This is a genomic window from Corallococcus sp. AB030, assembly GCF_003668965.1.
Taxonomy (GTDB): domain Bacteria; phylum Myxococcota; class Myxococcia; order Myxococcales; family Myxococcaceae; genus Corallococcus; species Corallococcus exiguus.
Map to the genome: position 1 here is coordinate 15,856 of NZ_RAWQ01000057.1, position 23,141 is coordinate 38,996.

19 protein-coding genes are annotated in these 23,141 nt (G+C 70.2%); 8 read left to right on the top strand and 11 right to left on the bottom strand.

Features of this window, described 5'->3' with window-relative positions:
• Window positions 1-9: 9 nt before the first annotated feature.
• From D7Y15_RS15930 to purF, 5 genes are all read right to left on the bottom strand, one after another.
• On the bottom strand, window positions 10-1,203 hold the full coding sequence (locus D7Y15_RS15930) for an efflux RND transporter periplasmic adaptor subunit (RefSeq protein ID WP_121753118.1): 1,194 nt from the start codon (window positions 1,201-1,203) through the stop codon (window positions 10-12).
• 132 nt (window positions 1,204-1,335) lie between these two features.
• Entirely contained in the window at window positions 1,336-2,661 is a 1,326-nt protein-coding gene (locus D7Y15_RS15935) for a TolC family protein (RefSeq protein WP_120577847.1), read from the bottom strand.
• A gap of 157 nt (window positions 2,662-2,818) precedes the next feature.
• The gene (locus D7Y15_RS15940; RefSeq protein WP_121753119.1) at window positions 2,819-4,186 is read right to left on the bottom strand and encodes a sigma-54 dependent transcriptional regulator; all 1,368 of its coding nucleotides are present in this window, start codon (window positions 4,184-4,186) and stop codon (window positions 2,819-2,821) included.
• A complete protein-coding gene (locus D7Y15_RS15945) occupies window positions 4,183-5,817 on the bottom strand; it encodes a sensor histidine kinase (RefSeq protein WP_233604971.1) in 1,635 nt (544 codons plus the stop codon). Before D7Y15_RS15945 ends, D7Y15_RS15940 begins: the two co-directional genes overlap by 4 nt.
• Before the next feature lies 1 nt (window position 5,818).
• Window positions 5,819-7,201, bottom strand: a complete 1,383-nt coding sequence (gene purF / locus D7Y15_RS15950; RefSeq protein ID WP_217277677.1) for an amidophosphoribosyltransferase — start codon at window positions 7,199-7,201, stop codon at window positions 5,819-5,821.
• Window positions 7,202-7,367: 166 nt separating this feature from the next.
• On the opposite strand from purF, the gene D7Y15_RS15955 reads away from it, so the two are divergent.
• Both D7Y15_RS15955 and D7Y15_RS15960 read left to right on the top strand, forming a co-directional pair.
• On the top strand, window positions 7,368-8,684 hold the full coding sequence (locus D7Y15_RS15955) for a neutral/alkaline non-lysosomal ceramidase N-terminal domain-containing protein (RefSeq protein ID WP_120597120.1): 1,317 nt from the start codon (window positions 7,368-7,370) through the stop codon (window positions 8,682-8,684).
• 138 nt (window positions 8,685-8,822) lie between these two features.
• Window positions 8,823-9,680: a neutral zinc metallopeptidase gene (locus D7Y15_RS15960; RefSeq protein WP_121753122.1), complete on the top strand. Its 858-nt coding sequence runs from the start codon at window positions 8,823-8,825 to the stop codon at window positions 9,678-9,680.
• 14 nt (window positions 9,681-9,694) lie between these two features.
• Here D7Y15_RS15960 and D7Y15_RS15965 read toward each other — a convergent pair whose 3' ends face one another.
• Entirely contained in the window at window positions 9,695-10,144 is a 450-nt protein-coding gene (locus D7Y15_RS15965) for a hypothetical protein (RefSeq protein ID WP_148712780.1), read from the bottom strand.
• A gap of 352 nt (window positions 10,145-10,496) precedes the next feature.
• Between D7Y15_RS15965 and D7Y15_RS15970 the strand changes: the two genes are divergently transcribed.
• Window positions 10,497-12,044 (top strand): parallel beta-helix domain-containing protein, encoded by a 1,548-nt coding sequence (locus D7Y15_RS15970; protein WP_121753124.1) that lies wholly within the window; start codon window positions 10,497-10,499, stop codon window positions 12,042-12,044.
• A gap of 39 nt (window positions 12,045-12,083) precedes the next feature.
• Entirely contained in the window at window positions 12,084-13,304 is a 1,221-nt protein-coding gene (locus D7Y15_RS15975) for an SO2930 family diheme c-type cytochrome (protein WP_233604972.1), read from the top strand.
• Between the two features lie 17 nt (window positions 13,305-13,321).
• Here the strand turns inward: D7Y15_RS15975 and D7Y15_RS15980 are convergent, their stop codons facing one another.
• Window positions 13,322-14,599, bottom strand: coding sequence for a dicarboxylate/amino acid:cation symporter (locus D7Y15_RS15980; protein ID WP_120577838.1), 1,278 nt, complete (start codon window positions 14,597-14,599; stop codon window positions 13,322-13,324).
• A gap of 162 nt (window positions 14,600-14,761) precedes the next feature.
• Here D7Y15_RS15980 and D7Y15_RS15985 point away from each other — a divergent pair, with 162 nt between their 5' ends.
• Complete coding sequence (locus D7Y15_RS15985; RefSeq protein ID WP_120577837.1) at window positions 14,762-14,953, top strand: hypothetical protein; 192 nt, start codon at window positions 14,762-14,764, stop codon at window positions 14,951-14,953.
• A gap of 23 nt (window positions 14,954-14,976) precedes the next feature.
• Window positions 14,977-15,690 (top strand): S8/S53 family peptidase, encoded by a 714-nt coding sequence (locus D7Y15_RS15990; RefSeq protein ID WP_120577836.1) that lies wholly within the window; start codon window positions 14,977-14,979, stop codon window positions 15,688-15,690.
• 18 nt (window positions 15,691-15,708) lie between these two features.
• Here the strand turns inward: D7Y15_RS15990 and D7Y15_RS15995 are convergent, their stop codons facing one another.
• Complete coding sequence (locus D7Y15_RS15995; RefSeq protein WP_120577835.1) at window positions 15,709-17,823, bottom strand: catalase; 2,115 nt, start codon at window positions 17,821-17,823, stop codon at window positions 15,709-15,711.
• A 141-nt stretch (window positions 17,824-17,964) separates the two neighbouring features.
• A complete protein-coding gene (locus tag D7Y15_RS16000) occupies window positions 17,965-18,987 on the bottom strand; it encodes an NADP-dependent oxidoreductase (RefSeq protein WP_120577834.1) in 1,023 nt (340 codons plus the stop codon).
• 197 nt (window positions 18,988-19,184) lie between these two features.
• On the opposite strand from D7Y15_RS16000, the gene D7Y15_RS16005 reads away from it, so the two are divergent.
• Together D7Y15_RS16005 and D7Y15_RS16010 are read left to right on the top strand one after the other, a co-directional pair.
• Complete coding sequence (locus D7Y15_RS16005; protein ID WP_120577857.1) at window positions 19,185-19,742, top strand: Uma2 family endonuclease; 558 nt, start codon at window positions 19,185-19,187, stop codon at window positions 19,740-19,742.
• Between the two features lie 96 nt (window positions 19,743-19,838).
• Entirely contained in the window at window positions 19,839-21,008 is a 1,170-nt protein-coding gene (locus tag D7Y15_RS16010) for a metallophosphoesterase (protein ID WP_199745931.1), read from the top strand.
• Here D7Y15_RS16010 and D7Y15_RS16015 read toward each other — a convergent pair.
• Window positions 20,986-22,104 (bottom strand): alpha/beta fold hydrolase, encoded by a 1,119-nt coding sequence (locus tag D7Y15_RS16015; RefSeq protein WP_233604973.1) that lies wholly within the window; start codon window positions 22,102-22,104, stop codon window positions 20,986-20,988. The two genes, D7Y15_RS16010 and D7Y15_RS16015, sit on opposite strands and share 23 nt — an antisense overlap.
• 113 nt (window positions 22,105-22,217) lie before the next feature.
• Window positions 22,218-23,075, bottom strand: a complete 858-nt coding sequence (locus D7Y15_RS16025; RefSeq protein ID WP_148712781.1) for a ChaN family lipoprotein — start codon at window positions 23,073-23,075, stop codon at window positions 22,218-22,220.
• Window positions 23,076-23,141: the final 66 nt, after the last annotated feature.

A 23,141-nucleotide genomic window follows, 5' to 3' on the forward strand; every position in this document is an offset into this window, starting at 1 on the left:
TTCGTTCCTTCAGTCCGCCAGTTCGATCTGGTTCTCCAGGAGCAGCGCGCCCCGGGCGACGAACCGGTCTCCGGAGGCGAGGCCCCCGCGCAGCTCCACCTCTCCGTCGCGGCGGCGGCCCGGCGTCACGGCGACCCGCTCCAGGCGGTTCGAATCACGGGCGACGAAGACCACCGAGCGCGCTCCGTCCGTCACCACCGCGCTGTCCGGGACCCGCACGCGCTTGACGCCTTCGGGGGGTGTGGGCGTCACCTCCACGAAGGCGTTGGGGCGGAAGCGGCGGTCGTTGTTGGGGACTCGCACGCGCACCTCCACGGTGCGGCGCAACGGATCCACCACCTCGGCGACGCGGTCCACCTTGCCGGCACGGACGATGCCGTCTCGCGTGGTGACCGTGACGTCCTGGCCGGGGGACATGTCCATCGCGTCCGCCTCCTGGAGGTCCGCGACGACCATGACTTGATCCAGGTCCGACAGACGCACGAGCGGCTTGTCGCGGTCCGGCGTCACCTCCTGGCTGGCCACCAGGTCCTGGTCCACCACCGTGCCGGAGCGCGGCGCCGTCACCCAGAAGAGGTTCTCGCCTCGGGAGGACACGCGGAGGCTGCCTTGCTTCGCCTTCGCGGCCTCCAGGGAGAGTTCGGCCTGACGCAGCTCCGTCTGCGCGGCGAGGAGTTCCTTCTCCGGGGCGGCTCGCAGGGCCACCAGCTCCTTGAGGCGGTCCGCGTTGCGGCGCTTCTCCGCGAGCTCGGCTTCCGCTCCGCGCTGTTCACGCACGAGCTCCGCGAAGGCTCCAGAGCGTACGCTGAAGAGGTCGTCACCCTGCTTCACGCGGTCTCCGGGACGCACGCGGACTTCTTCCACTCGGCCCGCGAGCGGGGCTCCCACGGACGCGGTGCGCGCCTCGTCGAACTGCACTCGTGCGGGTGAGGGGAGTGGGGTGAGGGCGCTGCCCTCGGTGGCCACGGCCAGCTGCACGTAGTGCCACTGCGGTGCGCCGTCCGGCAGGTGCACCGTTTCGCCCTTCACGGTGGGGCCGCTGATGGCGGTCTCGCTCTCCGCGATGGAGTCGGTGGGGGCCAGCACGTAGAGCAGCACACCGGTGCCCAGCAGGCCCGCTCCCGCGAAGGCCATCCAGACCGTGGTTCGGCGGGATGGAGTGGTGCTGGACGTCGGAGCAGCGGCGGTGTCGGGGGTGTTCATGCGGGGGCTTTCTGGAAAGCGGGAGGGATCGCGTGGGGCTCACGCGGAATGGGACGGCTCGTCAGGGGCGGGCAGGGCGGTGTTCGTGCTTCGAGGAGCGGAGGCAGGAGCGGGGGAATGCGCCTGCCGTCATCAGGAGCGGGGGTTGGTCATCGCGTCCGGTGCGCGCGGACCGGCGGCGCTGGTCCGGGCGATGGCGATGGTGAGGCGGTAGGCGGTCTGATCCAGGTCGGCCGCGTGCAGCACCAGCTCGCCGTAGGTCCGGCGCGCGAGGAGCAGGTCCTGCAATGCCGCGCCTCCTGCCTTCACCGCCGCGTCCAGGCGCTGCACCACGCCTTCGGCCAGCGGCAGCGTTTGCGTGTGGAGCTTCTGCCTGCGCTCCTGCACCGCTCGCAGTTGCTGGTTCAGGACGTCCGTCTCCCGCGAGGCCTGGGCCGTGAGCAGCTCTCGCGCGGTCCTCGCGGACTGGGCGCTCGCGCTGGCGGCGTGCGCGTCCGCCTGTCCGTGGTCGAAGAGGGGGAGCGGAATCGACAGGCCCACGAAGAGGGAGTTCTTCTGGTTGCCGGAGATCATGAACTGGTCTCGCGTGTAGCCAGCTCGCACCGTCGGATCCGGAATCCAGCGGCGCTGCGCCAACGTCAGCGAGGACCGCGCGGAGTCCTCCTGCGCGCTCAGGGCCCGCAGGTCCGGCCTTGCTTCGATGGCGGCGGGGGCGGGCGCCTTGTCGAGCCTCGCCTGGAGGAAGGACATCGCCCGCTCGTGGTTTCCGAACGGCTCACACGGAATGCCCGCGAGCTGCGCGCAGGCGAGCAGCGCGTCCGTGAGCTTCACCCGCTCCTCTCCCAGCGACGTCTCCAACGACTGTGCCTCCAACGTGGAGCGGTCCACGTCCAGACCCGCGGCGTCGCCGTGCTGCTGCCTGGCGCGTTGCAGGTCCGTGAGCTTCAGCGCGTCGTCGGTGAGCTTCGTCAGCTCCGCGATGCGCACCTCCAGGGTGGCCACGTCCGCTGCTCGCTCCAGCACGTCGTACGTGCGAGCCCTCAGCGCGGCGTGCACGTCCAACGTGGTGGCGGACAGCGCCGCCTTCGCCGCGTCCTGACGCGGGCCCCGCTTGCCCAGCTCCACCAGCTCCGACAGGCCTACGACGTAGTTGGGCACGTCGTCCAGGCGGCGCAGGCCCGGCGGGTTCGTGGCGCCGATGGGGATGGTGTTCATCGACACGTCCAGCTCCGGATTGGGCAGCAGGTGCGTGCGCTGGTGATCCGCTCGCGACGCCGCGAGGCGGGCGCGGTCGTCCGCGAAGTCGGCGGAGTGCTCCCAGAGGAGCTCCGCCAGACCGTCGTCGTCCGGCAGGGTGGAGAGCAGCAGCGTGGAGGAGGACGTGGGGCGCTGCTCGGCACCGGCGGTGAGACCGAGCAGGGTGCCCAGGGCGATGAGTGCGGGGAGGGAACGGCGCAAGCGGCAGGCTCCGGTGAGAATCCGGAGGAGCCCCATCGCAAGCCGTGTGCCCGGCCTGGCCCCAGCAAATCCGCGCGGATGCAACGCCGCGCGACTTCAAAATCCTTTCAGCGCCCGCGACTTCAAAATCCTTTCATCGCGGGCACTGCAAATCGCTTCAGGTGTCACCCAGGCGCTTGAGGAAGGTCGGATAGGACAGCCCGAGCGCCTTCGCCGCCTCCATGCGCCGGCCGCCCAGCCGCTCCAGCACCCAGCGCACGTACGCCTGCTCCAGGTCCTCCATGGGCACGGGCTCCGTCACGCTGAAGGCTCCCGGCGCCACCGCGGCGGGTGCCTCCACCTTCACCGCGGCGCTCACGGAGGGCGTGCCGCCAAGCACCTCCAGCTCCAGCTCCGGTCCGGACTCCAGCACCAGCGCCCGCTCCAGGATGTTGCGCAGCTCGCGCACGTTGCCCGGGAACGCATACGCCGCGAGCCTCGCGCGGGCCTTCACGCCCAGGCTCACGTCGCGCCGGCCCAGCTCGCGGCCCAGGTCCGCGAGCATCCCTTCCGCCAGCGGGAGGATGTCCTCGCGCCGCTTTCGCAGCGGCGGGATATCGATGCGGAACACGCCCAGGCGGAACCAGAGGTCCTCTCGGAAGTTGCCGCCCGACATCTGCTTGGGCAGGTCCCGGTTGGTGGCGGCCACGATGCGCGCGGTGCTCGTCTGCTCCGTCGTACCACCCAGTCGGCGGAACCTCCCCGAGTCCAGGAACGTGAGCAGCTTCGCCTGGAGCGGCAGCGGCAGTTCGCCCACTTCATCCAGGAAGAGCACGCCGCCGTGGGCCACCTCCACCAGGCCGCGCCTCGCGGTGCGCGCGTCCGTGAAGGCGCCCTTCTCGTGGCCGAACAGCTCGCTCTCCACCGTCTGCTCGGGCAGTGCCGCGCAGTTGATGTGCACAAAGGGCGCGCCCCCGTCCTTCGACGCGAGCGCATGCAGGTGCCTCGCGAGCTGCTCCTTGCCCACTCCCGTCTCGCCCAGCAGCAGCACCGGGCTTCGCGGCGACGCGGCGATGCGCTCCAGCATCGCGAACACCCGCTGCATGGCGGCGGACGTGGGGGGCACCAGCCGGCGGCGGCCGGACAGCTCCGCCTCCGCCGTCTCCAACCGGTCCCTCAAACGGCTCGCGTCCACGGCCCGGCGCGCTCGCAGCACCAGGTCGGCCAGCTCCACGGGCTTGGCCAGGTAGTCCGCCGCGCCCGCTCGCACCGCGTCCACCGCGCTGGCGATGTCTCCGTGCGCCGTCACCATCACCACCGCCACGCCGGGCGCATGCGCCTTCAGCTCCGGCAGGAACGTGAGCCCGTCTCCATCCGGCAGGCGGCGATCCAACACCAACAGCACGGGCGTGGCCTTCGCCAACGACGCGCGGGCCTCGTGCAGCGAGTGCGCCACCGTGAGGCTGAAGCCCTCGCGCTGAAGCGCCACCGCCGCGATGGAGGAGAAGGCTCGGTCGTCATCCACCAAGAGGACGGGGAGGCTCATGGCCGGGGCACTCGGGGAAGGTGGAGGAGGAAGCGGCTGCCGTCGGGAAGGCGCTCGAAGGTGAGCTGTCCGCCCTGATGCTCCAGCGCCTGTCGCGTCATGGCCAGCCCCAGGCCGATGCCCTTGGGCTTGGAGGTGTGGAAGGGCTCGAAGAGGTGCTCCTGCACGCCCGGCGGTGGCCCGCCCCCGTTGTCCTCCACCGTCACCACCGCCGCGTCCGCGTCCAGGTGGGCGCGCACGCGCACCTGGGGCTCTGTCACCTTGCCCAGGTCCTTGGCCGCCACCGTGGCCTCCATCGCGTTGCGCACCAGGTTGTCCAGCGCGGTGGTGAGCAGCAACGGGTCGCACGACAGGGGCGCCGCGTCCGGGGGCACGTCCACGTCCACTCGCACTTCCCCCGCCTCCGGCAGCGAGCGCAGGCCCTCCACCACGTCACGCACCAACTGGGACAGGTTCACGTCCACGCGGCGCACGACGGGCGGCTTGCCGAAGTTGAGCAGCGACGTGGCCAGGTGCGCCAGCCGGTCAATCTGGCCGTGCAGCGTGCGCACCACGAGCCCGCCTTCCCCCTCCGGCGAGACGAGGCCGGTGGCGGCCTTGAGGCCGTTGAGGGAGTTCTTCACCTCGTGCGCGATGAGGCTGGCGGCGCTGCCCAGCGCGGCCATCTTCTCCTGCTGCGCGGAGCGCGTCTCCACCTCGCGGAACAGGCCGTAGACGCGGCGCCAGTGGACGGTGAAGAGCACCAGCGTGCCCACCTGGAGCAGCGCCAGCACCAGCAGCTGTACGAGGAAGCGGTCGCGCAGGCCGGACAGGAGCGCGGTCTCGTCCGCGGCGAGCACCAGGTGCAGCCCCGTGCCGGGCACGGGCGTGGCGGTGAGGAAGGTCTCCGGCATCGCGTCCAGCGACGGGGGCCGGACGCCCTCGCGGATGAAGTCGCGCAGCTCTCCGGACGCGCGTGACACGTTGGCCCACGAGGGCGGCGCGCTCGGCAGGAAGAGGTCTCCCGAGGCGTTGAGGACGAGCAGCTCCAGGTCGTTGCTCAGGGGCCGTCCGCCCGGCAGCGCCGTCCCCGTGTCCAGCAGGCCCGCGAGCACCGCGGTCGTCTCGCCCGCGCGCACCACCGGCACCGCGACGACGAAGAGGGACGCGCCCGGCGCGATGGCGTCCACCACCGACGTCTGGCGCGCGAGCACCTGCTGGAACCAGGGACGCGTGGCGAAGCCGTCCTGGGCTTGCGCCTCGTCGAGCGGCGGGTCGCTCCAGCGCAGCTTGCCCTGCGCGTCCAGCACCATCACGCCCGCGTGGAAGAGGCCGGCGCGGGGCGTGGTGAGGTCCTGGAGGTCCTCGGTGGGCAGCTCGCGCTTCACGTCCGGGCCCACGCCCTCGGATACGCGCAACAGCTCCGTCTGGAGCAGCTTCAGGTGCAGGCCCAGCGCCTCCGCGTAGACGCGGGCCTCGCGCGTCATGCGGGACTGGAACTCCGCACGGGCCACGGCCACGTCGCTGCGGTAGGAGAGCAGCGGCCCCGCGACGGCGACCGCGCCCAACAACACCAGGCCCGCGACGACGGAGCGGACGAACTGCCGCTCCGCCTGGGCGAGCCCGGGCCGGCCCGAAGGCGCGGCTGACATCTCAGGCGCTGAGCTTGGTGGCACCCGCGCTCTGGGACAGCTTGTCGGTGAGGTACTGCCCGGAGAAGCACGCGGTGCAGTAGGTGCTCCGCTTCGGGTCGTCCACCGCGGTGCCCAGGCCCTCCAGCGACAGGTAGCCCAGGGAGTCCGCCGTCACGTACTTCGCGATCTCATCCGTGGTGTGGCTGGCCGCGATGAGCTCCGTGCGGCTGGGCGTGTCGATGCCGTAGTAGCAGGGCCACTGCGTGGGCGGCGACGAGATGCGCAGGTGCACCTCCACGGCGCCCGCGGCCTTGAGCATCTTCACGATCTTCCGGCTGGTGGTGCCGCGCACGATGGAGTCGTCCACCACCACCACGCGCTTGCCCTTGAGCACCTGGCGCACGGCGGACAGCTTCAGCTTCACGCCGAAGTGGCGGATGGACTGCTGCGGCTCGATGAAGGTGCGGCCCACGTAGTGGCTGCGGATGAGGCCCACGTCGTAGGGGATGCCGCTCGCCTGCGAGAAGCCGATGGCCGCGGGCACGCCCGAGTCCGGCACCGCGATGACCAGGTCCGCCTCCGCGGGCTGCTCGCGTGCCAGCTGCACGCCCAGGCGCTTGCGCACCTCGTACACGCTGCTGCCGAAGAGCACCGAGTCCGGCTTGGCGAAGTAGACGTGCTCGAAGATGCAGCGGCCCAGCCGGGCCGCGGGCTTGAACGGCATGCTGGAGCGCAGCACGCCGTTCTCGATGACGACCAGTTCGCCCGGCTCCAGCTCGCGGACGATCTCCGCTTCGATGAGATCCAACGCCGTCGTCTCGCTGGCGAGCACGTAGGCGCCTTCCTTCATCTTGCCCAGCACCAGCGGCCGGAAGCCGTTGGGGTCGCGCACCGCGATGAGCTTGTCCTCGGTGAGGAGCAGGATGCTGTACGCGCCCTCCACCCGGCGCAGCGCTTCCACGAGGCGGGCCTCGAAGGTGGGCTGCTTGGAGCGGGCGAGGAGGTGCATCACCACCTCCGTGTCCGCGTCCGACTGGAAGAGCGCGCCCTCCGACTCCAGCTCCGCCTTGAGCTCCACCGCGTTCACGAGGTTGCCGTTGTGCGCGATGGAGAACTGGCCGCCCGCGTAGTTCACGAACAGGGGCTGGGCGTTCTTGATGCCACTTCCACCCGCCGTGCTGTAGCGCACGTGGCCGATGGCCGCCTTGCCGGGGAGCCCTTCAATCACCGGCGCGGTGAAGATGTCGGCGACCAGGCCCATCTGCCGGTGCGCGCGCAGGACGTGCCCGTCGGACGCGACGATTCCGGCGGACTCCTGTCCGCGGTGCTGCAGGGCGTGCAACCCCAGGTACGTCAGGTTGGACGCCTCTCCGTGACCCACGATTCCGAAGATGCCGCACATGGCGCGCTGCCTTACCCCTTTCGACCGCGAAGCGGAACAGGAACGCACGCCTTGAAGGTGGGTATTCCACCATCAGCCGACGTCGGCCCTTGTAGGCCAGGCAAGGCACCGTTGCCCGAAAGGTAGGAGCCGCCTGGACGCGCCGAGGGGTTACGCTGCCTCCGGCATGTCCTCTTCCCGGCGCTCCTTCCTCCGCCCCTTGCTGCCCTTCGCATTGTTAACGGCCGGGGCCGCCTACGCGCTCGCCTCCTGGAACTGGTGTGGGAGGTGGGAGGAGCGCACGCCCGAGGTGCTGTCACAGGTGCGTGGCGAAGGTCCTCTGCGCGCGGGCGCGGCGAAGGTGGCCCTCTCTCCGCCCTATCCGGTGGTGGTGGCGGGCTACGTCCCGCCCCGGCCCGAGGCGAGCCAGGCCGAGCTCCCCCTCCATGCGAGGGCCCTGGTGCTGGAGGCCGGTGGCGCGCGCGTGGGCGTGGTGTCGCTGGAGCTGCTCCTGGTGACGCCGGAAATCACGGCGCGGGTGCGCGAGCGCGTCGCGAAGGCCGGGGTGAAGGAGGTGCTGGTGGTGGCCACGCACACGCACTCCTCGTTTGGAGGCTACGACGCGCGGTGGGCGGCCCAGCTCTCCGGCACGGGGCGCTACCGGGAGGCGTCCGCGAACGCGGTGGTGGAAGGCGCGAGCGAGGCGCTGGAGAAGGCCGCGGCTTCCATGAAGGACGTGACATTGGAGGTGGGCGGCGCGGCGGACGCGGAGCTCGTCCATTCCCGCTCCGGTGGGGATGTCCCGGACGGCCAGCTCACGCGGGCGGTGTTGCGCGGAGCGGAGGGGCCCGTGGCGGAGGTGCTGGTGTTCGCCGGGCACGCCACGCTCATTCCCCGGCAGCGGTCGCTGTTGGATCCGGACTTCCCGGGCCGGCTGAGCGCGCTGCGCGAGGAGGCGGGGAGTGGCGTCACGCTGTTCGTGCAGGGCAGCGAGGGCAATGCGACCGTGTCCTTCAACGAGGGCCAGGGCCCCGAGCGCGCCCTGGGCTTCGCTCGCAAGCTGTCGGCGCTGGCGGATGGCGCTGCCCCGGCGTCCGTGACGGAGCCGGTGCGGCTGGCGTTCGCGCGAGTCCAGACGGCGCTGCCCCGGCCGGACTCTTCGCGGCTGGTGCCCGCCTTCACCCGCGCGGCGGGGGACAACTTCCTGTGCGCTTCGTCACCGCGCGAGGCGGAGGTGGATGCGCTGGCGCTGGGGCCCCTGGAGCTGCTGTCCATCCCGGGAGAGCCCACCGTGGGCGCGGGCCGCGCGCTGGCGGACCTCACCGGGGCGACGCACGTGCTGGGGCTCGCCAACGGTTACGTTGGCTACCTGGACACGCCTGAGAAGGTGCGCGAAGGGCAGGGCGAATCCCGGCGCCAGTACTTCGGTCCCGCCCTGATGGAGCGCCTGGGCACCGCCGCGCGCGTGGCCTCCGGCGCGGTCGGCTTCTCTCCCGTCAAGTAGGCGCGGCGAAGGCCCGTCCGCCCGCCTGCCCTGCGGACCTCCTGACATCCGGCCGCGCTGGGCCCGCACCGTCGCTGACGGAGGGCCCGCTGCCTACCTTGGTCCTCGAAAGCGTCTTCACGCGACAGGGGGAACAGGATGAGGTGGGAAGGCGGACGTCGCAGCTCGAACATCGAGGACCGGCGGGGCGGTGGCTTCGGACGCCCGCTCGCGGTGGGCGGTGGCGCCGCGTCACTGGTGGTGGCCCTGCTGGTGATGCTGCTGGGCGGCGACCCGTCCGACGTGCAGATTGGCACGCGCACCTCCCCGTATTCGCAACCGGGCACGGGCGGCTCCGGGAACGTGGATCCACGGCAGGAGGAGCTGAAGGACTTCGCCTCCGTCGTGCTCGCGGACACCGAGGACACCTGGCCCGGTCTGCTGGAGCCCCAGGGCGTGCGCTACGTGCAGCCGCGGCTGGTGCTCTTCTCGGACGCGGTGCAGTCCGCGTGCGGCATGCAGGAGAGCGCGGTGGGGCCCTTCTATTGTCCGGGCGACCAGAAGGTGTACCTGGACCTGCGCTTCTTCGACGAGCTGGAGAGCCGCTTCGGCGCGCCGGGTGACTTCGGCCGCGCGTACGTCATCGCGCACGAGGTGGGGCACCACGTGCAGAACCTGCTGGGCGTCTCCCGCAAGGTGCAGTCCCTGCGCAACCGCACGAGCGAGGAGCAGGCCAACCAGCTCTCCGTGCTGACGGAGCTCCAGGCGGACTGCTTCGCCGGCATCTGGGCCCACCACGCGCAGAAGGAGCGGAACATCCTGGAGCAGGGTGACGTGGAGGAGGGCCTGGGCGCCGCCAGCGCCGTGGGCGACGACACCCTCCAGAAGCGCGCCCGGGGCTACGTCGTCCCCGAGTCCTTCACCCATGGCTCCGCCGCGCAGCGCATGACCTGGTTCAAGCGCGGCCTGGAGCAGGGGACGCTGGAGGCGTGCGACACCTTCAACACCCGGCGGTAGGTGGCGCGAAGGGCTCAGCGCACCCTCGTGGCGCCCGGCCCATGCATCGGCGGGCGCTGCTGCTGCGTGCCGATGAGCGGCTGCTGGAGCTGGTACGTCCCATTCAGCGGCTGCTGCAGCTGGTACGTCCCGTTGAGCGGTTGCTGGAGTTGATACGTGCCGATGAGCGGTTGCTGGAGTTGGTACGTGCCAACGAGCGGCTGCTGCAGCTGGTACGAACCGGCCATCGGCTGTTCGAGTTGATACGAGCCGGCGAGCGGCTGCTGGAACCCGCTCTCCGCGGGCGGCTGATACCAGTAATTGTCCCAGAAGGTGCCGTCGCTGGAATCGCTTGTCAGTGATTGCCGGTCATCCAGGTTCTGCGAGTCATTGCCTCCCGGGGCAGTCATCGCTTCGTCCTGCTGCGCCAGGGCCGGACCTGACGCGAGCGCCACCACCAGGGTCACCAGGGTTCCAGTGCGCATGGGCGTCCTCGTTCTTTCCGTCGCGGGAGAGGGGAACCGCGCCGCGACCTCCTTCTCAAGATGACCGCGCGGGTCGGCTGCGGGGAGCGCGGTGTCCTCGCCCACGGGCCTGACCGCGCGCCTGTCATGGGGCCGTGCGTCATTCGCATTCCGGACACATTGCGGACGATAGGCTTACCGCGTGCGCGTGCTTTTTTGAGCGTGACTGAAGGGGCGCCGCGTCAAAACACAAACGTGAAACTTGTGCTTGTCGCCAGTGTGTCTTTGCTCCGAGCATGCCGCCTTCCCGCTGCTTCGCGGGCCGCGGGCGCTTCCCCGTGGCCCATGCGGAGCGGCCTCGCGGAGGAACGACATGCCCCGTTTGCAGTGGACCCGCGCTACGCGCGCGACCGTTCTGGCCCTGGTGGGGGCCCTCTCGTTGACCGCCTGCTCGGATGACGACGACAAGACGCCGGATTCGGGCGTGAAAGTGGACGCGGGTACGAACACGGACGCGGGCACGAACACGGACGCCGGCAGCGACGCGGGAAGCGTGGACACGGGCATCCCCTGGGACGGCGGCAGCGCGGGGACCTTCTCCTGCGAGGGCAAGGCCCAGGCGACGCTGAACTTCGCACCGGGCCAGGAGGAGGCGCTCCAGGACCAGGTGAACACCATGGCCGAGTGCACCACCATCAATCTGGCGGCGGGCACGTACACCTTCGACAACGCCATCACCATCCGCCAGAACGGCATCACGCTGGTGGGTGCGGGCAAGGGCACGAAGGGCGAGGGCACCGGCGGGGCGAGCAGCACGGTGCTGGTGTTCACCAACGCCGCGGCGAACTCCAACGGCCTGGACGTGGTGGGCAATCTCTTCACGGTGAGCGACCTGGCGGTGTGGAACGCGAAGAAGGACGCCATCCGCGTGGAGTCCTCCATCGACGTCATCATGCGCCGCGTGCGCACGGAGTGGGCGGAGGCCGACAAGGAGAGCAACGGCAAGTACGGCCTGTACCCGGTGAAGTCCAAGTACGTCCTCATCGATGAATGCGAGGCGTACAACGCCGCGGACGCGGGCATCTACGTGGGCCAGACGGAGTACGCCGTCGTGCGCAACAGCGTGGCGAAGCAGAACGTGGCGGGCATCGAGATTGAAAACACGAAGTACGCCTACGTGCTGGGCAACACGGCCCAGGACAACACCACGGGCCTGGTGGTGTTCGACCTGCCGGGCAACCCCATCATGGGGACGGACATCCGGGTGAAGAACAACATCATCACCGGCAACAACCGGCACAACTTCGCCTCCGTCGCGGCCAGCAGCAGCACGGTGTCGCAGGTGCCGGCGGGCACGGGCACGTTCATGCTGGCGTCGCGCCGCGTGGAGCTGACGGGCAACACCTGGGGCAACAACAACACGGTGGACGTGGCGGTGCTGAGCGGCCTCACCATCGAGGACGACGTCGCGCTGTGGGAAGCGGGCGGCTTCAACTTCGCGAGCTCGGACGTCTACATCCACGGCAACACCTTCCAGGGTGGCAGCGGCGACAACGTGGACAACGGCAACCTGAGCCCGCAGCTGCGGCCCCTGGGCGCGGCCCTGGCGGCGCTCTACACCTACGGCGAGACGCAGGGCGCGAAGGGCGTGGAGCACCTGGTGTGGGACGGCGTGGACCCCTACGGCCATGCCCGCACGGAGCTGAACCCCATCAACATCTGCTTCGCCGACAACACGCTGCCCTCGGGCACCGTCAACGCCATCGCGGACCTGGACCTGGTGGCGGCGGGTGCGGCCGCGGCCACGGGCAACTTCGCGGGCGGGTGGGCCCTCACGCGGCACTACCCGGCCTCGAAGGCGGAGTTCAACTGCTCGGGCTTCAGCCCCGCGCTGACGATTGGCGACTTCATCAAGCCGTAACCGAGGTCAGGGAGCGTGACACCCATGTGGACGTCGTTCGTGAGCCCTCGTCTCTCCGTGGTGCTGCTGGCGTTGACGCTGGCGGCCTGCGGTTCCTCCGACCCGGAAGGCCCCGGGCCCACACCCGACTCGGGGACCGTGGATGCCGGAACGGGGGACGCGGGGGTTCCGGACGCGGGTGAACCGGACGCGGGCATGGATGCCGGAACGCTCGATGCGGGCGTTCCGGACGCGGGGCCCGTGGACGCGGGGCCGCCGCTGGCCATCCCCAGCGTGCTGTCGGGCTTCGGGCTGTTCACCGGAAGCCCGGCGGACGGGGGGCTCATCCCGGTGGAGGGCAACGTGCCCTACACCCTGTCCACCCCGCTGTTCTCCGACTACGCGGTCAAGTCACGCACCCTCTACATCCCCCCCGGCAAGACGGCGCACTACGCGCCTGTGGACGCGCTGGACCTGCCGGTGGGGACGCTCATCACGAAGACGTTCGCCTTCCCGGCGGACTTGCGGAAACCGGACCAGGACGTGCGGGTCATCGAGACGCGCGTCCTGGTGCGCCAGCCCTCCGGCTGGGAGGCGTGGCCGTACGTCTGGAACGCGGAGCAGACGGAGGCCACGATGGTCCCCGGCGGCCGCGTGCGCGACGTGACGTTCATCGACCTGGAGGGGGAGACCCGGTCGTTCCGGTACTCGGTGCCACAGAAGAACCAGTGCCAGCAGTGCCACCACCTGGTGGATGAGAAGGGCGACCAGGTGATGCACCCCATTGGTGTGAAGGCGCGCTACCTGCACCGCACGAACACCTACGGAGGCGTGGAGCGCGACCAGCTGGAGTACCTGGCGTCGCTGGGCAAGCTGGACGGGCTGCCCGCCCAGGCGGAGCTGCCGAAGGCGCCGGACGCGTTCGACCCGCAGTCGGCGAACCTGGACACGCGGGCGCGCACGTACCTGGACATCAACTGCGCGCATTGCCACAACCCGAAGGGGACGGCGGGCATCACCAGCCAGCTGTTCCTCAACTTCGACAACACCAGCCTGTTCTCACTGGGCGAGTGCAAGCGCCCGGGCTCCGCGGGCGCGGGCGTGGGCGGCGAGTTCGACATCGTCCCCGGCAACCACGCGGAGTCCATCCTCTGGTACCGGCTGCACACGGAGGAGTCCGGCAAGATGATGCCGCAGATTGGCCGCACGATTCACCACGCGGAGGGCGCGCAGCTCGTCGCGGATTGGATCGACTCGATGCCGCCGAAGACCTGCAAGTGACGACCTGCAAGTAGCGCTCATGCGGCCGGCGACGGGGGCTCCTCCAGCCCCACGTTGCTGGACGCGCGGTTGTAGACGGCCAGGTCCAGGAGGCCCTCCTCGCGGGCCACCAGGACGGGCACCAGCATCTGGCCGGTGACGTTGGTGAGGGTGCGCATCATGTCCAGCACCCGGTCGATGGCCAGCAGGTAGCCCAGCCCCTCCAGGGGCAACCCCGCGGAGCTGAGGACGACGGTGGTCATCACCACCGCCGTACCGGGCACGCCGGCGGTGCCGAAGCTGCCCAGCACGGACGCCAGCAGGATGATGAAGAGCTGGGGCGCGGACAGCGTCAGGCCGAAGTATTGGGCGATGAAGAGCGACGTCATGGCCGGGTAGATGGCGCCGCAGCCGTCCATCTTGATGCTGGCGCCCAGGGGCACCGCGAACGCCGCGTAGTCCCGGTCGACGCCCAGGTTGTGGGTGACGCTGCGCAGGGCCACCGGCATGGACGCGAAGCTGGAGGAGCTGACGAACGCCACCTGCATGCCCGGCGCGGCGCCCCGGAAGAAGCGCAGCGGGTTGAGTCCGTGCGCCGCGAGCAGCCCGCCGTACACGAAGACGACGTGCACCGCGCACGCGAGGTACAGCGTGAGGACGAAGGTGCCCAGGGGCAGCAGGCGCTCGAAGCCGTAGGTGCCCACCAGCGCGGCGATGAGGCCGAAGGTGCCCAGCGGCGTCAGCTCCAGCACGAAGCGGGTGACTTGAATCATCGCGTCGCTGGCCTCGCCCACGAGCTGCCGCAGACGCGCGGTGCGGTCTCCCAGCTTCACCAGCGCGAAGCCCAGCAGGCCCGCGAAGAAGATGACCTGGAGCATCTTGCCCTCCGCCAGCGCGGCGAAGGGGTTGGTGGGCACCACGTCCAGCAGGACCTGTACCGGGCCGGGCACCTGGCGCGGCTTGAAGTCGCTGGCCACCTGGAGCGTGCCCACGCCCAGGCCCGGCTTCGTGAGGGCCGCGGTGCCCAGGCCCACGCCCACGGCGAGCGCGGCGGTGACGGCGAACCAGAGGAAGGTGCGGCCGCCCAGCGCCGCCACGCTCTTCTGGCCGCGCAGCGCGGACACCGCGTGGATGACGGCGAAGAACACCAGCGGTGTAGCGATCATCCGGATCAGCTGGACGTAGAGTGTGCCCAGCGGCTGGAGCCACGTGCCGGCGCGGTCGCCCAGCGCCCATCCGGCGAGCGCTCCCAGCACGAAGGCGCCCAGCACTCGCTGCCAGAAGGGAATGCGGAACCAGCGGGCCCAGAGCTTCATCGCGAGACACCTCTCACACCGGTGGACCGGCAGACCCTAACCCCCTCGCGAGTCCGGCGCCGCGTTCCCCTGCGAGGGACGCCCCACATCATTGCGACCCGCTCACTGGCCCCCTAGGCTCCTTCCCGCTTTTCCCCCCAATTCAACGCCGGGAGTGTTGCCATGAAGTTCACGAGCAAGGACGTGTCGAAGCTGCTGGAGGAAGTCAGCGGGTCCGAGGACCTGATGGGCCACGCCTGCGCGACGTCGTACCTCAACGGCCAGCACTACACCTGGAGCGGTACCCAGTGGGTGGGCACCTACTTCCCGGTGCTCAAGTACCCGGTGGGCGAGGACTCGAGCAGCTCCTGCTAGGCGTGTCGCAAGGCCCTGCCCCCATGAAGGTCGCCATCGTGGACAGTGGAGTGTCGGCAGGCTTCCTTCGCGGGGCGGGGCTGTCGCTCGCCGGAGCCGCGAGCTTCACGGTGGACCGGGAGGCGCGGCGCCTGGAGTCCCGTGTCCACTCGCGTGAGGAGCTGGCGGCCTGGCGCGGCGGCGACTCCGTGTTGGAGGACCTGGAGGACGCGCACGGCCACGGCACCGCGGTGCTGAGCATCCTGATGGAGCAGGGCCGTCCCGGTGCCGACGTGGAGTGGTACGTCGCGCGCGTGCTGGATGGGCGGATGCGCGGCGATTCGCTGGGCCTGCTGGAAGCGCTGGAGTGGCTCACGCAGGACGTGCGGCCGGACCTCATCAACCTGAGCCTGGGCACCGTGGGCCGCGCCTTCGAGGCGCCCCTCACCGCGCTGCTGGACCGCGCGGTGGAGCAGGGCAGCCTGGTGCTCTGCTCCGCGGGTCCTGTATCGGGTCTGCCGTCCGGGTTGCCGTCGGTGGTGACGGTGGCGGACGCGGCCATGGCCCACGCGCTGAGGAAGGGAGACATCGTGGACCACGTCGAGGACGCGGCCACGGTGCGGCTGTACGCGGACGGCGCCTGGTGCGAGCGCCCCATCACGAGCAGCTATGCCTGTGCCCTCGCGGCGGCGCGGGTGCTGCGCGAGGGCTGTCCTGCCGGGTGGCGGCGCGTCACCGCGTCACAGCGGACGCGGTGACATTCGCCTCAGTGGACCTCAGGCCGGGACGCGGTCGTTGTCCTTGCGGTCCCAGTGCCGGTGCTTCGCGAGCGCCTTCGCGAACGCGGTGGCCAGCGCCGCGCCGGCCCCTGCCTTAGAGCCCGCGACGACGCCGGGCGCGGCCGGGTCGATTTCACAGGCCTTGAGCAGCTCCTCCGCGTCCTTGGACGCGCCCACCGTCTTGCAGTGCAGGTAGGCCTCCTGCACGAAGTGGCGCGACTCGCCGTCCTTCTTCAACGTGGCCACGCTCGCGGCGCCGCCGGGGATGAAGACGCCGTCGTACTCCACGGAGGCGGTGGTCATGGCGCTCTTGTCCACCGGCACGTCCTTGCCGTTGGAGGCCTTCACCGTGCCCAGGCGCTTGGCGATGACCTTCAGCTGGGCACCTTGGGACTCCAACTCCTTGCGCAGGGCCATCAGTTCGTCCGCGTCCACGCCGTCCGCGACGAGCACGCCAATCTTCCGCGTCTTGATGGACGGCGGCGTGGCCAGCTTCATGGCCTCCATGCTCAGGGCCTTGGACGCGGGAGGGCCCTTGGGCGTGACGGGCGTGGCCTTGGGCGCGGGCAGGCCCAGTCCTTCCGCCACGGCCGACACCAGGAGGGCGTCGATCTTCGCGAAGTGTTCCAGCACGCGCTCCTGGATGGCCTTCGTCTCGACTTTGCCCAGCTCGAAGCGGCACGCGTCGATGAGGTGCTGCTGCTCCGGTTCGGACAGGCTGCGGAAGAAGAGGGCCGCCTGGCTGTAGTGGTCGTTGAAGGAGGCGGCGCGCTCGCGCACCTTCTTCCCGCTCACCTGCTCCGGGTGGTGCACGTAGCCGCCCTGCTGCTGGGCCGCGAGGAACGGGCAGCCACCGCCCAGCGAGTTGGGGAAGTAGTTGGCGCGGCCCACGTTGCTCGTGTGCCGGCCGAAGCCGTCCTGCTGATGGTTGTGCACCGGCGCCACCGGGCGGTTGATGGGGATCTCCGCGAAGTTCGGCCCGCCCAGGCGCGTCAGCTGCGTGTCCAGGTACGAGAAGAGCCGCGCCTGCATCAGCGGATCATCCGTGAAGTCGATGCCCGGCACGATGTTGGCCACGCAGAACGCGACCTGCTCCGTCTCCGCGAAGAAGTTGGTCGGGTTGCGGTTGAGCGTGAGCTTGCCCACGGGCTGCACCGGCGCCACCTCCTCCGGGATGAGCTTCGTCGCGTCCAGCAGGTCCACGCCCAGCGCCTGCGCGTCCTTCTCCTCCAGGATTTGAACGCCCAGCTCGTACTCGGGGAAGTCGCCCTGCTCGATGGCCTCGAAGAGGTCGCGGCGGTGGAAGTCCGGGTCCTTGCCGCCGAGCTTCTGCGCTTCATCCCAGACGAGCGAGTGCGTGCCCAGCAGCGGCTTCCAGTGGAACTTCACGAAGCGCGCGGTGTTCTTTTCGTCGATGAAGCGGAAGGTGTGGACGCCGAAGCCCTGCATCATCCGGAAGCTGCGCGGGATGGCGCGGTCGGACATGATCCACATGATCATGTGCATCGTTTCCGGGACGAGCGACACGAAGTCCCAGAAGGAGTCATGCGCCGTCTGCGCCTGGGGAATCTCGTGGTGGGGTTCCGGCTTGGCGGCGTGGATGATGTCCGGGAACTTGATGCCGTCCTGGATGAAGAAGACGGGGATGTTGTTGCCCACCAGGTCCCAGTTGCCCTCTTCCGTGTAGAACTTCACCGCGAAGCCGCGCACGTCACGCGCGGTGTCCGCGGAGCCGCGCGAGCCCGCGACGGTGGAGAAGCGCACGAACACGGGCGTCTTCTTGGACGGGTCCTGGAGGAACTTCGCGCGGGTGTACTTCGCCTGGGATTCGTAGACCTGGAAGTAGCCGTGGGCGCCCGCGCCGCGCGCGTGGACGACGCGCTCGGGGATCCGCTCGTGGTCGAAGCGGGTCATCTTCTCGCGGAAGTGGAAGTCCTCCAGGAGCGTGGGTCCGCGCGCGCCAATCTTGAGCGAATCGTCGGTGTGCTCGACGCGGATGCCCTGGTCCGTGGTGAGGAAGTTGCCCGTGGGCTCCGCGCGGTCCTTCGCGAGCTGCTGGTCCTTGCTCTTCTCGTCGACGCGAACCGCGTCCGGATGCTTCTGTGAGGTCACCGCACTGCCTCCTGCGAAAGGGCGTGCAGGGTGCCGGACGCGGCGGAGGCCGCACGTCTTGTGTCCCGCGTCTGAGAGGTGCAGGACGCAAGACGGCGGCTGTGTCCGGTGGCGTTCGTTCGCGACGTTGGCCAGCGAGCGTCAGGCGTCCTTCGCCAGGCGCACCAGCATCTTGCCGGTGTTGTCGCCGCGCAGCAGGCCGATGAAGGCGTCGGGGGCCTTGTCCAGGCCGTCCACGATGGTGGAGACGTCCTGGACCTTGCCCTCGCGCAGCCACTGACCCACGTCGCGCAGGAAGTCCGCCCGGCGGTCCGCGTGGTCCATGACGATGTAGCCCTGGAGGGTGAGGCGCTTGCCCACGGCGAGTCCCAGGTTGCGCGGACCGGGCGTGGGGGCGGTGGCGTTGTAAACAGAGATGGCGCCGCACAGGACGATGCGGCCGTGGTTCTTCATCAGGCCGATGGCGGCCTCCAGGTGGTCGCCGCCCACGTTGTCGAAGTAGACGTCGATGCCGTCCGGGCAGGCCTTGGCCAGGGACTCGGCGATGGGCGCGGACTTGTAGTTGATGGCGGCATCGAACTTCAGGTCATCGCGGAGGTGCTTCACCTTCGCGTCCGAGCCGACGCTGCCCACCACGCGGCAGCCTTTGATGCGGGCAATCTGGCCCACGACGCCGCCCACGGCGCCTGCGGCGGCGGACACGAAGACGGTGTCGCCGGCCTTCGGCTTGCCGATGTCGAGCAGGCCCACGTACGCGGTCATGCCCGGCATGCCGAGCACCCCGAGGTACGCGGAGAGCGGGCCCACGGACGGGTCGGCCTTCTGGTAGTGCTTCGCGGGAGCGACGGCGTATTCGCGCCAGCCGCCGGTGCCGGCGACGACGAAGTCGCCTTCCTTGAAGTCAGGCGAGCGCGAGCGGATCACCTGGCCCACGCTGCCGCCGTCCATGACTTCGCCCAGCTTGAAGGGCGGGACGTAGGACTTCGCGTCGTTCATGCGGCCGCGCATGTACGGATCCACGGACATGAAGTGGTTGCGCACGAGGACCTGGCCCTCGGCGGGTTCCGGGACGGTGACCGTGGCGAACTCGAAGTTGTCCGGCGTGGGCTCACCGTGCGGGCGGGACTTCAGGCGGATTTCACGTCCCTGGAGCGGCGTGGCCATGAGGGGGCCTTTCGTGAAGATGGAAGGAAGCGCGGGCCTCTTAACCACCGCGTGGAGGCGCGGCAGGGAATTGGACGGGGAATCCGTGGGAGATGTGTAGGGTAGGGCGCCGGACGTGTGCCCTGTCATGTCGGACGGGCGTGCTACCTCTCCCCGTCATGGATAGAGTGATGGGCGGCGAGGACTGGAGGGAATCCATGGGAAAGAAACCCGCGACCTATGCGGACCTGGAGGCGCTCCCGGAGGGGGTCGTGGGGGAGATTGTCGCGGGGGAGTTGTATGCGAGCCCCCGGCCTGCGGCTCCCCATCTCATCGTGGCGTCGCACCTGGGCGCGGAACTCACGGGTCCCTTCGACCGGGGGCGCGGCGGGCCCGGTGGATGGCTCATCCTGGATGAGCCCGAGCTCCACTTTGGAACGGATGTCCTGATTCCGGACATCGCGGGCTGGCGGCGCGAGCGGCTGCCAGAAACGCCTCGGGGGGCTGCCTCCCGCCTCGCGCCGGATTGGGTCTGCGAAGTGCTGTCGCCGTCCACCCGGAAGCTGGACCGCCAGGCAAAACTGCCAGTGTATGCACGCGAAGGCGTGCGCCATGTCTGGTTCCTGGATCCGGTGCCCCGCACGTTGGAGGTGCTCCGGTTGGAGGCGGAAGGCTACAGGCAGGTGGGCTTCCATTCCGGAAGTGCAACCGTCCACGTCGAGCCCTTCGAGGTTCTGGCGCTGGAGCTCTTTTTCCTGTGGGACGAGCACAGCTGACGGAGTCGTCCGCTTCCGGGCAGCGACTCACGGCGGGCGGCCGGCCGAGCACGGATTCAGGTGCGCCCGGGCACGAGGCGCGGGAGGCTTGTGCCCATGCCGCTGTCTCCGTTCTCACTCCTCATCGCGCTGGGTGCCGCGCTCGGGCACCTGTACCTGTTCCGGCGGCTTGTGTGGAACCTCACGTCCCGCCGTGGGCCCCGGCTCGTTGCCGCGCTCGTGCTGGGCATCATGACGCTCGTGCTGATTGCGCGGCGGTATCTGCAACGCACGCTTCCGGAGGCTCCTGGCGACGTCGTGGAGCTGGTGTCCTATTCGTGGATGGGCGTGGCGCTGTGTCTGGTGCTTGCTCTCGCGGGCGTCGACCTGGGACGGGCCGTGCTCGCTCTGGGGCGCCGGCTTCGTCCTGCTCCCGCCGCTCCCTCCGTGGATGCCGAACGGCGGCGCTTCCTGTCGCAGGCGACCGCGGGTGGGGCTCTCGCTCTGGGTGGGGGACTGGCGGGGTATGGGAGCTGGCGCGCGTTCACTGCTCCGGAGGTCACGGAGGTGGTGGTTCGCATTCCGAAGCTGCCCCGCTCGCTGGACGGCTTCAGCATCGTGCAGCTCACCGACCTGCACGTGGGCCCCTTCATCCAGCGGCGCTTCATGGATGAGCTCGTGCGGCGGGCCAATGCGCTCAAGCCAGACCTGGTCGCCATCACCGGTGACCTGGTGGATGGCACCGTGGCCCGGCTGGGCGGCTTCGTCGCGGCGCTCGGCAACCTCCATGCTCGCTACGGGAGCTTCTTCGTCACCGGCAACCATGACTATTCGTCCGGCGCGGAGGACTGGGTGGCCCACCTGGGCTCCATGGGCATTCCTTCGCTGCGCAACCGGCACGTGCGCATTGGCGACGCGGGCGGCGCGTTCGACCTGGTCGGCGTGGACGACTGGCACGGCGGCCGGCGCCTGGGACAGAAGGGCTATGACCTGGACCTGGCGCTCGCGGACCGCGACCCCGAGCGCGCCGCGGTGCTGCTCGCGCACCAGCCCGCCAACTTCAAGGTGGCCGCGGAGCGCGGCGTGGACCTCCAGATCTCCGGCCACACCCATGGCGGCCAGCTCTTCCCCATGACAGCGCTCATCGGGTTGAGCTGGGAACACTCCGCCGGCCACTACCGGCACGGCGATTCACACATCTACGTCAGCCGGGGCTGCGGCTTCTGGGGGCCACCCATGCGGCTGGGCAGCCCCCCGGAGCTCGTCAAACTGGTGCTGACTTCGTGAGGAACGCGTCCAGCGCGGCGTTCACCTCGTCCGGATGGTCCAGTTGGATCCAGTGGCCGGCGCCCTCCACCACCTGGTGCGCCACGCCTTCCCCCAGCCGGTGGAGGCTGTGCGGCGCGTCGTTGTCCGGCGCGACGAGCGAGAACTTTGGCCCCGGGTAGCGCGCGAGCGCCGCCGTCAGGTCGAAGCGCAGGCTGGAGCGCTGCACGGCCGTCACGGCGGACAACGGCGTCGCGTCCAGGTCCGCCAGCAGCCGCTCGCGCACGTCCGCGCGCGGCCCCGCCATCTGCGCCCAGTCCTGCCGCACGGCCTGCGCCACGTCCGGCGCATCCAGCGAGGCGATGTATGCGGCCACCTGCTCCTCGGGGTACTGGCGCGAGTCCGTCATCGGATCCACCAGGAACAGCCCCGCCACCTGCCGCGGGTTCTCCCCCGCGTACGCCAGCGTCACGCCGCCGCTGATGCTGTGTCCCACCAGCACGAAGCGGCGCAGCCCCAGCGCTCGCACGACGGCGGCGATGTCACCCGCGAGTGACTCCAGCGTGTAGTCCTCCGGCTCCGGCACGGTGGATCCTCCGTGGCCGCGCAGCTCCAGCGCGATGCCCCGGCGGCCCTGACGGGCCAGGTGCTCCAGCTGCGCCTGCCAGTGGGACGCGTTGCCCGCGAGCCCGTGCACGAAGACGACAGGCAATGCCTTGCCGCCACCGCCGGTGTCCACCAGCCGCAGGTCGCCCGCGGGCCCCGCCACCCGGAAGTCGTCGAAGCGGATCCGCTGGGGCTCGAAGGCCTGGCCTTCCGCGAAGGGGACCTCGTAGTGGGTGACGTGCACGTCCCGGTCGATGAGGTAGCGGTCATCCTCCGGGAAGAAGATGGCGCGCTCCGGCGAGTCCCCCGCGAAGCGCTTCACCGCGTCCATGGACTCCCACAACGTGACGAGGAGGAACTCCGCGCGCCCGTCCGCCACCTTGCGCAGGCAGTACGCGGCCAGGTTGCCCGGCGTGCGCCGGTAGTGCGTGAGGCCCGTCTGGTGGAGATAGGCGAGGTAGGCGTCGGCGTCCTCCGCCTTCGTCACCCCGCGCCAGGTGCGTGCGAGCATTCCAGGTTCCTCGTACCCAAAAAGGATGGAGCCGCGCATGTAGCGCGCCCGGAGGGAGGTCGGCCACTCCTCGATGGCCCGGGCGTGGGCGGGACGACAGCTGGCTTTGGGACTCAGCGAGGCTCGGGCGTCGCGGTGCTCGTGGCGCCGAACGCGGGCGGTGAGGCGTTCAGTGCTCCCACGGCGTAGGTGCCGTCGTAGCCGTCTGGATCCTCCGCGTTCTTCTGGAGCGTGATGCCCGGGGCCTGCGCTTCGCCCCGGCTTCGCAGGGACTGCTGGCCACAGGTGTCCGCCGTCATGCCCCGGCAGATCCACGCGGAGCCCCCGGTGTTCGCCAGGTCGAGCGACACCAGACCAGGCTCCGCTTCGAGCAACCGGTGCGTCATGAACTGGAGCTTCTCGTTCCAGGGCGCGCCCACGTCGCGGCGCGCGTGCAGGTTGCCCACGAGCACGATGAAGGTGTCTCCACGTGCCTCGCTCCGCGCCTGACGGAGCTGCGCCGCCATCGTGTCATCGCGGTCCTTGCCACCCGCGTCGAACGCCACCACCCGCAGCGGCAGCCCCGCGTGCCTCAACTCCCTCGCGCGCTCCAGCAGGCTCCGCATGGCTTCGCTGCTGCGGCCGTCCTGCACCTCGCGGCGCCAGAAGGCGCTGTCGGGAGGCCCCTCGGACCCGCCCGAGACGAACGCGTCCAGGCGCGCCTGCTCCTCCACCGGCAGCTCCAACGCCAGCCGCACCGGCTGTCCCGCCGCCGCCGCGTGACACGCCAGCCGCGCCGCGAAGGCCGGAGCCTCCTGCGTACCGTGAATCTCTCCCAACACGACGAAGGCCGCGGGCTTGAGCACCGCCTCCATGCCGGGAATCACCGGGCCGCAGTCCGCCTTCGCCTGTGCCGCCGGTGCTTCTCTCGCCGTCCGGCATCCCGCCAGAAGACAGGTGGCCAACAGCAGGGACGTCGGGAAAGAGCGCATGGGCGGGGAGCCTCCAGTGAGGAGAACGGGAAGTCCCAGTCTCCTCCAGCCCCGTGCCCCTGGAAA

Bases quoted from the DNA above. Each gene is read 5' to 3' on its own strand.
- D7Y15_RS15930 (WP_121753118.1), bottom strand. From the start codon at position 1,203: ATGAACACCCCCGACACCGCCGCTGCTCCGACGTCCAGCACCACTCCA.
- D7Y15_RS15940 (WP_121753119.1), bottom strand. From the start codon at position 4,186: ATGAGCCTCCCCGTCCTCTTGGTGGATGACGACCGAGCCTTCTCCTCC.
- D7Y15_RS15945 (WP_233604971.1), bottom strand. From the start codon at position 5,817: ATGTCAGCCGCGCCTTCGGGCCGGCCCGGGCTCGCCCAGGCGGAGCGG.
- purF (WP_217277677.1), bottom strand. From the start codon at position 7,201: ATGTGCGGCATCTTCGGAATCGTGGGTCACGGAGAGGCGTCCAACCTG.
- D7Y15_RS15955 (WP_120597120.1), top strand. From the start codon at position 7,368: ATGTCCTCTTCCCGGCGCTCCTTCCTCCGCCCCTTGCTGCCCTTCGCA.
- D7Y15_RS15960 (WP_121753122.1), top strand. From the start codon at position 8,823: ATGAGGTGGGAAGGCGGACGTCGCAGCTCGAACATCGAGGACCGGCGG.
- D7Y15_RS15965 (WP_148712780.1), bottom strand. From the start codon at position 10,144: ATGCGCACTGGAACCCTGGTGACCCTGGTGGTGGCGCTCGCGTCAGGT.
- D7Y15_RS15970 (WP_121753124.1), top strand. From the start codon at position 10,497: ATGCCCCGTTTGCAGTGGACCCGCGCTACGCGCGCGACCGTTCTGGCC.
- D7Y15_RS15980 (WP_120577838.1), bottom strand. From the start codon at position 14,599: ATGAAGCTCTGGGCCCGCTGGTTCCGCATTCCCTTCTGGCAGCGAGTG.
- D7Y15_RS15985 (WP_120577837.1), top strand. From the start codon at position 14,762: ATGAAGTTCACGAGCAAGGACGTGTCGAAGCTGCTGGAGGAAGTCAGC.
- D7Y15_RS15990 (WP_120577836.1), top strand. From the start codon at position 14,977: ATGAAGGTCGCCATCGTGGACAGTGGAGTGTCGGCAGGCTTCCTTCGC.
- D7Y15_RS16000 (WP_120577834.1), bottom strand. From the start codon at position 18,987: ATGGCCACGCCGCTCCAGGGACGTGAAATCCGCCTGAAGTCCCGCCCG.
- D7Y15_RS16005 (WP_120577857.1), top strand. From the start codon at position 19,185: ATGGGAAAGAAACCCGCGACCTATGCGGACCTGGAGGCGCTCCCGGAG.
- D7Y15_RS16010 (WP_199745931.1), top strand. From the start codon at position 19,839: ATGCCGCTGTCTCCGTTCTCACTCCTCATCGCGCTGGGTGCCGCGCTC.
- D7Y15_RS16015 (WP_233604973.1), bottom strand. From the start codon at position 22,104: ATGCTCGCACGCACCTGGCGCGGGGTGACGAAGGCGGAGGACGCCGAC.
- D7Y15_RS16025 (WP_148712781.1), bottom strand. From the start codon at position 23,075: ATGCGCTCTTTCCCGACGTCCCTGCTGTTGGCCACCTGTCTTCTGGCG.